This window comes from Bremerella cremea, assembly GCF_039541315.1.
GTDB classification, from domain to species: domain Bacteria; phylum Planctomycetota; class Planctomycetia; order Pirellulales; family Pirellulaceae; genus Bremerella; species Bremerella cremea.
Map to the genome: position 1 here is coordinate 335,379 of NZ_BAABFZ010000003.1, position 12,258 is coordinate 347,636.

General features: G+C 56.5%; 9 protein-coding genes. 5 read left to right on the top strand and 4 right to left on the bottom strand.

Annotated elements, in window-relative coordinates; translation table 11 throughout:
• Window positions 1–137: 137 nt before the first annotated feature.
• Window positions 138–1,424, bottom strand: coding sequence for a phosphopyruvate hydratase (eno, locus tag ABD890_RS03540; RefSeq protein WP_345085938.1), 1,287 nt, complete (start codon window positions 1,422–1,424; stop codon window positions 138–140).
• Window positions 1,425–1,684: 260 nt separating this feature from the next.
• Between eno and ABD890_RS03545 the strand changes: the two genes are divergently transcribed.
• Together ABD890_RS03545 and rsmA are read left to right on the top strand one after the other, a co-directional pair.
• The gene (locus tag ABD890_RS03545) at window positions 1,685–2,281 is read left to right on the top strand and encodes a riboflavin synthase (RefSeq protein ID WP_345085940.1); all 597 of its coding nucleotides are present in this window, start codon (window positions 1,685–1,687) and stop codon (window positions 2,279–2,281) included.
• A gap of 39 nt (window positions 2,282–2,320) precedes the next feature.
• Window positions 2,321–3,226: a 16S rRNA (adenine(1518)-N(6)/adenine(1519)-N(6))-dimethyltransferase RsmA gene (gene rsmA / locus ABD890_RS03550; RefSeq protein ID WP_345085942.1), complete on the top strand. Its 906-nt coding sequence runs from the start codon at window positions 2,321–2,323 to the stop codon at window positions 3,224–3,226.
• 88 nt (window positions 3,227–3,314) lie between these two features.
• Here rsmA and ABD890_RS03555 read toward each other — a convergent pair whose 3' ends face one another.
• Window positions 3,315–4,220 carry an endonuclease/exonuclease/phosphatase family protein gene (locus ABD890_RS03555; RefSeq protein ID WP_345085944.1) on the bottom strand — a complete coding sequence of 302 codons (906 nt, stop codon included), beginning with the start codon at window positions 4,218–4,220 and terminating at the stop codon, window positions 3,315–3,317.
• A 96-nt stretch (window positions 4,221–4,316) separates the two neighbouring features.
• A complete protein-coding gene (locus ABD890_RS03560) occupies window positions 4,317–5,903 on the bottom strand; it encodes an alkaline phosphatase D family protein (protein ID WP_345085946.1) in 1,587 nt (528 codons plus the stop codon).
• A gap of 323 nt (window positions 5,904–6,226) precedes the next feature.
• On the opposite strand from ABD890_RS03560, the gene ABD890_RS03565 reads away from it, so the two are divergent.
• Together ABD890_RS03565 and ABD890_RS03570 are read left to right on the top strand one after the other, a co-directional pair.
• Complete coding sequence (locus ABD890_RS03565) at window positions 6,227–6,454, top strand: hypothetical protein (RefSeq protein WP_345085948.1); 228 nt, start codon at window positions 6,227–6,229, stop codon at window positions 6,452–6,454.
• A 229-nt stretch (window positions 6,455–6,683) separates the two neighbouring features.
• On the top strand, window positions 6,684–9,989 hold the full coding sequence (locus tag ABD890_RS03570; RefSeq protein WP_345085949.1) for an aminotransferase class I/II-fold pyridoxal phosphate-dependent enzyme: 3,306 nt from the start codon (window positions 6,684–6,686) through the stop codon (window positions 9,987–9,989).
• A gap of 206 nt (window positions 9,990–10,195) precedes the next feature.
• Here ABD890_RS03570 and ABD890_RS03575 read toward each other — a convergent pair whose 3' ends face one another.
• The gene (locus tag ABD890_RS03575) at window positions 10,196–11,032 is read right to left on the bottom strand and encodes a hypothetical protein (RefSeq protein ID WP_345085951.1); all 837 of its coding nucleotides are present in this window, start codon (window positions 11,030–11,032) and stop codon (window positions 10,196–10,198) included.
• Window positions 11,033–11,324: 292 nt separating this feature from the next.
• Between ABD890_RS03575 and ABD890_RS03580 the strand changes: the two genes are divergently transcribed.
• Entirely contained in the window at window positions 11,325–12,212 is an 888-nt protein-coding gene (locus ABD890_RS03580) for a hypothetical protein (RefSeq protein WP_345085953.1), read from the top strand.
• Window positions 12,213–12,258 lie beyond the last annotated feature (46 nt).

The following is a 12,258-nucleotide window of genomic DNA, read 5'->3' on the forward strand; positions in this document are numbered from 1 at the left end:
AGTCTAACTGAACCATCCAGAATGGTCGAAAGAAAAAACAAGGGGCCACCAATAGGGGCCCCTTGCCATATCTTCTTCACGATCGAGCCACCTCACATGGACCAGCCAGAAGAGGGGCTCGTTGCTCGTCAGCAAGCTTACTTGCCGCGACGCTTCAGCAGAGCTGGACCGCCGTACAGAGCCAGATCGCCCAGTTCGGCTTCGATGCGAAGCAACTGGTTGTACTTGGCCATACGATCGCTACGCGAAGCCGAGCCAGTCTTGATCTGACCGGTGCCCAAGGCAACCGCCAGGTCGGCGATGAAGGCATCTTCGGTTTCACCGCTGCGGTGGCTGGCGATGCTGGTGTAATCGTTCGCGTGAGCCAACTGGATGGCGTTGATCGTTTCGGTCAACGAACCAATCTGGTTGACCTTGATCAGGATGCTGTTGGCGATGCTTTCATCGATACCACGCTGTAGACGTTCGGTGTTGGTCACGAACAGGTCGTCACCCACCAACTGGCAGCTATGGCCGATCTTGTCGGTCAGCATCTTCCAGCCTTCCCAGTCGTCTTCGTCGCAACCATCTTCGATCGAGACGATTGGGTATTTGTCGGCCCAAGAAGCGAGGAAGTCGACCATGCCGGCGGAATCAATTTCCTTGCCGTCGATGGTGTAGGTCTTCTTTTCCTTGTTGTACAGCTCGCTAGAAGCGACGTCCAAAGCGATGTAAACCTGTTCGCCAGCCTTGTAACCAGCGGCGTCGATCGATTCCATGATCAGGTCGAGGGCTTCGATGTTGCTGCCCAGGTTCGGGGCGAAACCACCTTCGTCACCGACAGCCGTGTTGAGGCCCTTACCCTTGAGAACCTTCTTCAGGCTGTGAAAGACTTCGACGCCACAGCGAAGAGCATCGCCGAACTTGTCGAAACCGAGTGGGAAGACCATGAACTCTTGAACATCGACGTTGTTGTCGGCGTGCGAACCACCGTTGACGATGTTCATCATCGGAGCGGGCAGGGTGCGTGCACCAACGCCACCGAGGTAGCGGTACAGCGGCAGACCCGAAGCAGCGGCGGCTGCCTTGGCAACGGCCAGCGAAACACCCAGGATCGCATTGGCACCCAGCTTGGCTTTGTTGGGCGTACCGTCCAGTTCGATCATCAATTCGTCGATGTGCGTCTGGCTGGTAGCGTCTTCACCGATCAGGGCGTCTGCGATCACGTCGTTGACGTTTTCAACAGCCTTGGTAACACCCTTGCCAAGGTAAACGTTCTTGTCACCGTCACGCAGTTCGAGGGCTTCGTGAACACCGGTGCTGGCACCACTAGGAACTGCAGCGCGGCCAACCACGCCATTGTCCAGAATCACTTCGACTTCCACCGTCGGGTTACCGCGGCTGTCCAGGATCTGAAGTCCGCGAACGTCGACAATCATGCTCATGGTTTTGGCTCGTCTTCTAATAAGTGTCAAAAATGGGAGTGTGTATTTCCGAATTCCGCACGCATGGGGCAGAATGCGGAGAAACTCGAACGCACTAGGCATTCAAGCGGTTTTTCAAAAATCGCCGCCATTTTGACCCATATTGGGGCCGCTTGCCAAGGATGGGACGGGTCGTTGTGGGGAATTTTCCCTACCGTTAAATTCGTGAGTAGCCCAAGCTTCACCTGTTCCCGCCCCATCGAGGGAAAAATGAGGAAATCATGTTCACCGGCTTAGTTGAAACCCAAGGAAGAGTCGTCGCCCTTAAGCCCGAGGGACCGGGGGTTCGACTTTCATTAGACAGCCCACTGATCGCTGGGAGTGCCAGCCTGGGGGACAGTATTGCCGTGAATGGATGCTGTTTAACCGTGGTCAGCATTGCGGAAAATGTTGTCGACTTTGAAGCCGGGGAAGAAACCTTAAAGCGAACCAATCTTGGCCAACTTGCCACCGAAAGCGTGGTGAACCTCGAAAGATCGCTGCAGTTGGGCGATCGTTTGGGGGGGCACCTGGTGACAGGGCACATCGATACGACCGCCCAATTGGTCGAACGAAATGACGATGGCGAGTGGTGCACGATGTGGTTTGAAGTGCCCGCCGAGTATGCTCGTCAGATGGCCAGCAAGGGCAGCGTTGCGATCGACGGAATCAGCCTGACTTTGGTCGATGTGACCGATACTCGGTTTAGCGTCGCCCTGATTCCGCATACGCTGGATGCTACGACGCTGGGTCAACGTAAGACCGGCGACACAGTCAACATCGAGACCGATTTGCTGGCCAAGTACGTCCAGCGACAACTGGCAACCGAACCGAAGTAACCCACCGTACACGCTCTTTAGCAGAAACCGATTTCGCGCATGCCTGAAATTCGTAATCAAACGATCTCGTACCTGACGAGCAAATTCCGCGAAATCGGAATCCGCCCTGTCTCGAAGCACGGGCAAAACTTTCTGATCGATATGAACCTGCTCGACCTGCTGGTTCGGTCCGCCGATCTGCAGAAAGATGAAGTCGTGCTGGAAATCGGCACCGGCACCGGCACCTTGTCGACGCGTATGGCGAACGAAGCAGGGCACCTGGTGACGGTCGAAATCGATCCGCACATGGCAACGTTCGCTTCGGAAGAACTCGACGATTTCGAGAACGTCACGTTGCTGAACTTCGATGCGCTGAAGAACAAGAATAACTTCCGCCCGGAAATGATCGAGACGATCCAAGAGAAGATGACCGAACTTGGCACCACCAAGTTCAAGTTGGCGGCCAACCTTCCTTACAACGTCGCCACGCCGATCATATCCAACCTGCTGCGAACCGAGATCACGCCTAAGAGCATGACGGTGACCATCCAGAAGGAACTGGCCGAACGAATCGTCGCCGAGCCAAGCACGAAGGATTACAGCGCCTTATCGGTTTGGATTCAAAGCCAGTGCAAATGCGAACTGGTTCGCATCCTTCCGCCACGCGTCTTCTGGCCAGCTCCGAAGGTTCACTCGGCGATTCTGCACATCGAGGTCGAACCGGAACGCCGGGCCCAAATTCCAGACCTCGAGTTCTTCCACGAGTTCAACCGGTCGTTGTTCTTCCATCGTCGCAAGTTTCTGCGGAGCGTGCTGCACAGTGCGTTCAAGGGCCGGCTCGAGAAGGCCGAAGTCGACGAAGTGATGCAGCAAGGCAATCTCGATCCAACCAGCCGCAGCGAGTGCTTCACGGTCGACGAGATCCTGGCGATGAGCGAATTATTCCGCCAGCGTTTGGCTCAGTAACTTTCCGAGCGAAATGATCCAAACATAAAAAAAACGCCGTCGAGCTGACGGCGTTTTTTCGTTTCGATTGGTGCTTCAGCCAGGTCGTCTACTTCGAGCGGTTCAGCTGGGCCGAAATCGGGAAGTGATCCGACGGAGTATGACCGTCGCGGTTGTTTCGCAAGATCGAAGCCTTCACGACGTTGAAGTTCTCAGAGACGCCAATCCAATCAATGCGATCGCCGCTGGTGGCGGAAGGCTTGAAGCCGTTGAAGGTTCCTTCTTCGGCGGATCGCTTTGGAGTCGCGATGCGGTACGAATCGCCGAACACCGACTCTTTGCCGTCGGCCTGGGCGAACATCGCTTTGTAAGGAGCCGAGTCTTCACCGGCGTTGAAGTCACCGGTCAGCACCAGATCGCAGTCGGCGAACTTGGCAGCCCAGTTGCGGATCTGCTTGGCCGATTCGATCCGGGCTTGTTCGCCGCGATGATCGAAGTGCGTGTTGACGTAGAGGATCGGGCGATCGCTCTTCGACTTCTTATCTTTCAGCTTCACCCAGCTCGCCATCCGAGGCAGGCTGCTGTCCCAGCTTTTGCTGCCAGGAACTTCGGGCGTTTCGCTCAGCCAGAAGTGGCCACCCTCGAGCTTTTCAAAGCGATCGGCGCGGAAGAAGATCGCACACATCTCACCCTTTTCTTTGCCATCTTCGCGGGAAGCGGCGTGGACTTCGTAGCCGGGCAGATGCTTGGCAATGAAGTCGCGTTGGAAGTTCAAACATTCCTGCGTTCCCAGCAGGTCAGGCGAGACCTCCTGAATCGTTTCGGCAAGGAACTCTTTTCGATTGTCCCAGACGTCGTCGCCATCTTTGGCCGAACCATAACGGACGTTGAACGACATCACCGTCAGTTGATCGGCCGGTTTCGCTTTCGCGTCGGCGTCGGCATCGGAACTAAACAAGGTCGCGGCGGCAATTCCTGCCAGCAAGGACAGGGCACAAAGCCAGATCGTGCGCATTAGCTATCTCATCAACAAATCGCGGGGGAGGGGGAAGGTTGGATGCCAGAGCTGGATCGGCGCTGGCATCCTTTGTTAACCGGCCATTTATAGGTCTTAGGCCAATTGAGCACCCGGCTTGCCACTTTCAACAACGTACGAAGCGCGGGTCACTTTCGGTGCGCCCGGCTTGTCGACAAATTCGACCACCTGGTAATCGCTGCGCCACTCGGTTGGAGTGACCGTGCAACTCACGTAACCACGCTGAGCGTTGTAGAACTTGACGTACGGGTTCTCGCGTTTGATTCGGTCTGCGTATGCGTCCGACTTCTGCAGGCTGCCATTGCCGCCTGAGGAAATCGACGTGCACACAAACTCGGTTCCCATGATGGCGGCCTTCTCGTCGGAGAAGTTCGCCTTCAGGTCATTGACCCAATTGTTATGGATATCTCCGGTCAAAACCACTGGGTTTGGAACTTTGCGGTCTTGCATAAAGGCCAACAGGCGATCGCGCGAGGCGGTATAGCCGGGCCATTGATCCATGCTGTAGGCCTGTTTGTCACCCTCCAGGCGATCGGCAGGGGCCATCATCACCTGTTGTCCCAGGACATTCCAGTTGCTTTGCGAGGCGATCAGGTCTCGCATCAACCAATGTTCCTGCTTTTCGCCCAGTAGCGTGTTTTTCGGGTCGAGAGCCGCCTCGTTCATCGGTTTCAAACCGTCGCCATTCGGCTGATCGGTGCGATATTGCCGGGTATCGAGCATCTCGAAGTTCGCCAACTGGCCGTAAGGAATCCGGCGATAGAGCTGCATGTGCGGCCCCTTTGGCATGCTTCGCTTACGGAGCGGCATCGATTCGTAGTAGGCCTGATAGGCATTGGCTCGACGCAGCAAAAAGTCGGCGGGATTGACGTCGTCTTCTTCCGAAATGTCCGCGGCACAGTTGTTGTCGAACTCGTGATCGTCCCACACCACCAACCAAGGGCACTTCGCATGGGCGGCTCGCAGGTGCTCGTCCGAGCGATACAACGCATAGCGATTGCGGTAATCGGTCAGCGACTTGATCTCCGAACCGGTATGCTGACGAACCGCTTTCTTGTTCTCGCCATATTCGTAAATGTAATCGCCGAGGTGCAGCACCAGGTCGAGGTCTTCTTGTGCCATATGCTCGTAGGCGGTGAAGTAGCCATGCTCGAAATGCTGACACGAAGCGAATGCGAACCGCAGTTTGTCGGCCATCACGTTGAACGCCGGCGTCGTGCGGGCTCGACCGGTCGGACTGACCGCGTCACCACACTGAAATCGGTAATAGAACCAGCGATCGGCCGGCAATCCGGCGACTTCGATGTGAACTGAGTGCCCCAATTGTGGCGTCGCCAGGGTTTTGCCCGACTGCACGATCTTCCGAAAGCCTTCGTCTTCGGCCAGTTCCCAGGTGACCTGGAACGCATCGTCCGGCATGCCACCGCCGTTTATTGGATCTGGTGCCAGGCGCGTCCACAGCACAAACCCGTCTGGACTCGGATCGCCGGATGAAACGCCGGAGGTGAAAGGATCGCTGGCGAAGCTTGCGTTGGTCTTCAAAGCTCCCTGAACACATTGTCCAAACCAAGGAAGCAAGGTGAGGGAACCAGCCCCCAGCACAAACTGACGACGGTCCGAAAGAAAGGCCTGGGCAGCCGATTGGAAGGAAGGAGAGGTCACCTGGGGGGACTCCTAGGCAAAATTGTTGCTGTCAAATGGGGATAGGTTCAGGGTACAGCGAATGCCTTGTAGAACAACTAGGATGCCCGATCCGGAGACCGATCTCAACACGATCTTCATTTGATTTCGGGGGTCCGACATCCTCTTATCCCCCGATAAAACTATTCCAACCATCCTAATCCCTCCCCCATAGTACTGGTTTTCCGGGGGCAAATCTCATTCTCAGATACTCCCCCCGAGGCTTGTTTACGTTATCATGAGGGTTTGCCCATTTCGGGGCGGAAAGCGTCATAAGCTCATTCATAGCCGAAAGTTTGCAAGCCATGCAGTTCATCGAAATGACAGGCAAAGAATTGATGGATGCCTTGCACGACGACGAATTGACTCCCGATGATCTGCGAAAGTCGCATATTACCGAGACATCCATCGTGCGCATCAATCGCCAGGGCGACATTGAAGTCCGTCGACCGGAAGGCTGGGATGTTGTGGGTGGATTGATCGGCGAATACGAAGGCCGAATTCTCAAGAGCTGTGGTCGCACGTGGGCTTAAGCCCCGTCGCTGGCCTTGCATTTGAATGATTCATGCAAGTACATAACCCCTTACTCTCGTCCCATTCCCAATGCACGGCGTCCTGTCGCCGCCTGCCACTGCGAGCCTGGACGCGCTAACGCCGCGCCGCTCGGAAACCAGATGGCCGTTTGCGAATTGCCAATCGGAGAATGAAAAACTCGTGACTCCAGAGATGCTCAACTCGTTTACCCCTCCCTCGACGAACATCGTGGATCGCTTGCGCCATCGTGCCGAGCACCTGGGGTCGCAGGTTGCTTTCACCTTTCTGGTCGATGGGGAAGACGAAGAGGTCAAGCTGACTTACGAACAGCTCGACCATCGCTGCCAGGCGATCGCTGCAGAACTGCAAGCCCGAGGCATGGAAGGGGAGCGTGCGCTGCTGCTGTTCCCGCCGGGGCTCGATTTCATTGCCGCCTTCTTCGGTTGCCTTTACGCCGGTGTCGTTGCCGTGCCGGCCTATCCGCCGCGACGCAATCGCAACATGGTCCGCATCCAGGCCATTGCCGACGACGCGCAGGCCAAGGTCGCCCTGACCATCTCGGACGTGTACGACCGCATGGTCCCCATGTTCGAAGAAACGCCAGGCCTGAAGACAATCGATTGGATCCGTACCGACAAGGTCGAAGACCAACAAGCCGATGCCTGGAACCAGCCGCGCATCACGGCCGAAACGCTCGCCTTTCTGCAGTACACCTCGGGCTCGACCGGAACGCCCAAGGGGGTGATGTTGTCGCACGGCAACATGATGCACAACTCGGCGTTGATCTCGTACGCCTTCGAACATACCCGTAGCGTTCGGGCCTGCTTCTGGCTGCCGATGTATCACGACATGGGTCTGATCGGCGGTGTGCTTCAGCCCATGCAGATCGGCCAGCCGAACGTGCTGATGTCGCCGATGGCTTTCCTGCAGCAGCCGTATCGTTGGCTCCGCGCGATCTCGAAGTATCAGTGCAACATCAGCGGTGGCCCGAACTTCGCCTACGAGCTGTGCGTGCAGAAGGTCACCGCGGAACAACGTGAAAAGCTCGACCTGAGCAACTGGGAACTCGCCTTCAACGGGGCCGAACCAGTCCGACCAGAAACGATCGATCGCTTCTCGAAGACGTTCGAATCGTGCGGTTTCCGCCGTGAAGCGTTCTATCCGTGCTATGGGATGGCAGAAGCCACGCTCATCATCTCCGGCGGTATGAAGAAGAGCCCGCCGGTAATTCAGGCCGTCGATGGCTACTCGCTCGATCATCACCAGGTGGTCGACGCCGATCCCGATGATGACGGTGCCCGTTTGATCGTGGGCTGTGGCAACACGCTTCCCGACCAGAAGATTCTGATTGTCGAGCCCGATACGCTCGTCAAACGTCAGCCCGATGAAGTTGGCGAAGTCTGGGTTCAAGGCCCGAGTATCGCCAAGGGTTACTGGCGAAACGAAGAATCAACCGAAACGATCTTCAACGCCTTTACTTCCGATACGAAGGAAGGTCCGTTCCTGCGAACCGGCGACCTTGGTTTCATGAAAACCAATGGCGAACTGTTCATCACCGGTCGCTTGAAAGACATGCTGATCGTGCGTGGTGTGAATCGATATCCGCAAGACATCGAGCAAACCGTCACACAGTGTCACGACCTGATGGAAGGGATGACCGCCGCTGCCGTCGTCGCGGAAGTCGCTGACAAAGAACGCTTGATCGTCGTGGCCGAAGCGCCGCGTGCCAAGCGAAAAGACCTGACTGACATCATCGCCGCGATCCGCCGGGAAGTGGCCATCGAACATGAAGTCTCGGTCGATGGCGTCGCCCTGATTCGTCGCGGCTCGATCCCGAAAACCTCCAGTGGCAAGATCCAGCGACACGCGTGTAAGGAACACTTCCTGACGCATACGCTGCCGGTCCTGGAACGCTGGGTCGCTTGGGACGAAGTCCAGGTCTCCGAAGAGATTCAACGCGTCAAGCTTCGTCGCGCCCAACTGGAAGCAGCTCGAGCCGACGCCGAAGGTCTGGCGGTTTCCGATCCGATGGTTCGTCAACGAACCGTGCAGATGGTGATCGACAAAATCCGCGAGATCGCCAAAGATCGCGGCCGAACGATTGAACCAGAAACCGACATCCTGGAACTCGATCTCGACTCGCTCGAACGGATGGAAATCATCGCGTCGATCGAAGACCAGTATGGTGCCCGCTTCCCCGACGACATCTTGCCTTCGATGCGAACCGTCGCCCAGGTCGCCGATTGCATCGAGATCTATCTCGCATCGGAAGACATGCTGCCTGCGGCACCGAGCGAGATTCCGCAAGAGATGTTCGGGTTCTCGGCTCTGCCGGAGTATCGCCAGGTCCGCCAGATGGCGGATCAACTGGCCGAACTGGGACTGCCCAATCCCTACTTCCAAGTCCTCGATGGCCCGACCTCGGCAACGGCGGTGGTGGAAGGCAAAGAAGTCATCAACTTCGCCGGCTACAACTATCTGGGCCTGGCCGAACATGAAGAAGTCAAACAAGCCGCCATCAAGGCGATCGAAGAACTCGGCGTCTCGACCAGCGGTAGCCGTTTGATCTCTGGCGAACGAGCCATCCATCGCGAACTGGAAAGCGAACTGGCCCGCTTCCTGGGCGTTCAAAGTTCGATGCTGATGTCCGGGGGCCATGCGGCCAACGAAACGACCATCGGGCATCTGCTGCGAACGGGAGACCTGATTCTGCACGATTCGATGGCGCATAGCAGCATCATCACCGGTGCTAACCTCTCGGGTGCTCGTCGGCGACCTTACCCGCACAACGATTGGCGTGAACTGGACGAGATCCTGCACGACATTCGCAAAGACTACCGCCGCGTGTTGATCGTGGCGGAAGGGGTCTACGGCATGGAAGGGGACGTTTGTCCTCTGCCGCAACTGATCGAGATCCGCAATCGTCACAAGACCTGGTTGATGGTCAACGAAGCCCACTCACTGGGAACCCTTGGCAAATCAGGCCGCGGCGTTCGCGAGCACTTCAACATCGATGCCAGTGACGTCGACATCTGGATCGGAACGCTCAGCAAGGCGTTGGGCTCGGCCGGTGGTTATGTCGCCGGTAGCCACGACCTGATCGACTACCTGAAGCATACCGCTAGCGGGTTCGTTTACAGTGCAGGGCTTTCGCCACCGGCAACCGCTGCCGCGATGGCCAGCTTGAAGTTGCTGGAAGAAAACCCGGGTTGGATCAACAAGCTGCAGCAGAACGCCGAGTTGGTTCGAGATCTGGCGAAGAAGGCTGGCCTGAACATCGGCGCCAGCGAGTTGTCTCCAATCGTTCCGATCATCGTCGGCGATTCGATGATGACCATGATCCTGGCTCAGAAGCTGCTGGCTGATGGTGTTAACGCTCGTCCGTTGACCTATCCGGCGGTGGAAGAGTCGGCGGCACGGCTCCGGCTGTTCGTCAACGCCCACCACACGAAGGATCAGATTCGCCAGACCATCAACAAGCTGGCCGCATTGTGGTCGAAGCTACAGCGAGAGAATCACGCTGGCACGTCGTAAGTAACTTGGTCGCGATTCGATCCGCTACCGAACGTTGCCAGCGGCAAGATCTTCCGACACGCAGCGTTTCCACATCTTGCTTAGGAAACGCTGCCAACTGCATCGCCGATCACGCAGTACCAACACATTGGTAACCGCGCACGAAAAAAGCCTCGCGAACAACTCGCGAGGCTTTTTCATTGGGACTTTCGTGGAAGTCGGAGGGCTTATCGGTTCAGCGTGAAGCCGAAGGCGACACCCGTCATCGTCATATCTTCGTCGTTGTTGAAGAATGGGTCGCGACCAACACCGGTTCCGATGTACATCGTTTCCCAGGCAACGTCGATCGAGATCTCGCGAGTGATGTGGTAAGCAGCACCCAGGCTGAATTCACCACCAGCCACACCGGCCGAGTACGAGTCCTGGTCGCCACGGAAGATCCAGTTCTGGCCACCGAAGGCTCGAACGGTACCTTCCAGAGTCCACTGACCTCGGTGCGAGAAGATGCGACCGCCGAGCTGGCCCAGCAGCATATTGTTCTGCACGAAGTTGATCGTGCTGGTCTTATCGTTGAACTGAGCGTATCGCAGACCCATCAGAGGTTCGATGTAGAAACCCTGGTGGAACTGTGGCAGACGCCAGGTACGGTCCAGTTCGATGCTGTTGAAGTCACCACGGTTCACGCCGTTGTAGGCGGGACCGTCCAGACGCCAACCGCTGATCAACCAGCCGTGGTTGTCTTCAGTCATGTAACCGACGTCGATACGGTTACCATAGGTGGCGTCGCCATCGTACGGGCCTGGAGCCACGTCGCTTCGGCTGACGTTCATGAACAAACGGTGGTACTCGAAGAAGATCCCCGTGTTCGGATCAATCGTGTCCTGGCCGTACTGTTCGGTGATCGGGGGCGCGAACCATTGGAAATCGTAGTTTTCCAAATTGACATCGGTGAACGGCTGGTTCGCGGCGGGGAAAACGGTCTCATACTGTGCTTGCACACCGGAAGCGGCCGCCAAATTGGCCACAATCACCAGAGCCCACAGTGTTTTACGATAACTCAACATGGTCCACTTCTACCTTGTGACTTCCACGGTAATGGTATGGACGACGCCATCTGGCTGATGACGAAAGTTCCTGCGTTGCCGTTTGTATCGGTACGTCTGCGAGTACTAATTGAACCAGTTTGGCAAACTCTGCCGAAAATTCGGTCTAATCGGTAAATCTCACCAGGAATTGGCCTTGCAGCACCAAGTTTGCTAGCAATCGCGAATTCTTTTTCCCTTACCGAAACGATCCGCATATATTGCGAGTAGACTAATTTGGAATCGTTTCGCTAGCAAGCTGCAAGGAACCAAGATGTCACGCTCTTCTCTGTTCAACTCGCTTAAACCACTTGTTGACCGCCGGCTATGGACCCTCATTCTCTCGATCCTGCTAGCATCGGGAGCCCAGGCCGAGACCGCTCCTGAAACCGACGCTCCGGAGTTCGTCCGCGTTAAGAAGAACGCCGACGACCGCCCCGTCGCTCTGCAAACGGCGATCGCCCATTACACCGCCAAAGATGGCGATCTGAAGATCGACCTGGTTGGAGCGGTCCACATTGGGGAAGACGCCTATTACCAGGACCTCAACAAGCGATTCAAGGAATACGACGCCGTCATGTACGAGCTGGTCGCCCCGGAAGGTACCCGCGTCCCGAAAGGACATAAGGGAACCGGCAGTGCGGTCAGCGGCCTGCAGAACGGGATGAAGGACATTCTGGAGCTCGAATTCCAGCTCGAGAAGGTCGACTATTCGCCGGAGAACTTCGTTCACGCCGACATGTCGCCGGAAGAGTTCGCGAAAGACATGGCCGACCGAGGCGACGGCTTCCTGCAGATGTTTGCCCGAGCCATGGGGCAAGGCCTTGTTCAGCAGTCCAAAGGTGGTGCCAACGATGCCGCAATCATGATGGCGTTGTTCTCCAACAATCGTGCCATCAAACTGCGTCGATTGTTTGCCTCGCAGATCTCGGACATGGACAACCAGATGCGTGCCATCGAAGGCAAGAACGGTTCGACGATCATCTCGCAGCGGAACGCCAAGGCTTTCGAAGTGATGGGTAAGAGCATCAAAGATGGCAAGAAGAACATCGCTGTTTTCTACGGGGCAGGGCACTTGGACGACATGCACCAGCGACTTCTGAATGACTTTGGCATGGAACTGAAGTCGGTCGAATATCTCGACGCTTGGAAACTGGAATAACATCCATTTCCAACGCAACGTGGCGGGGGGCTCTGCCGGGCAGATT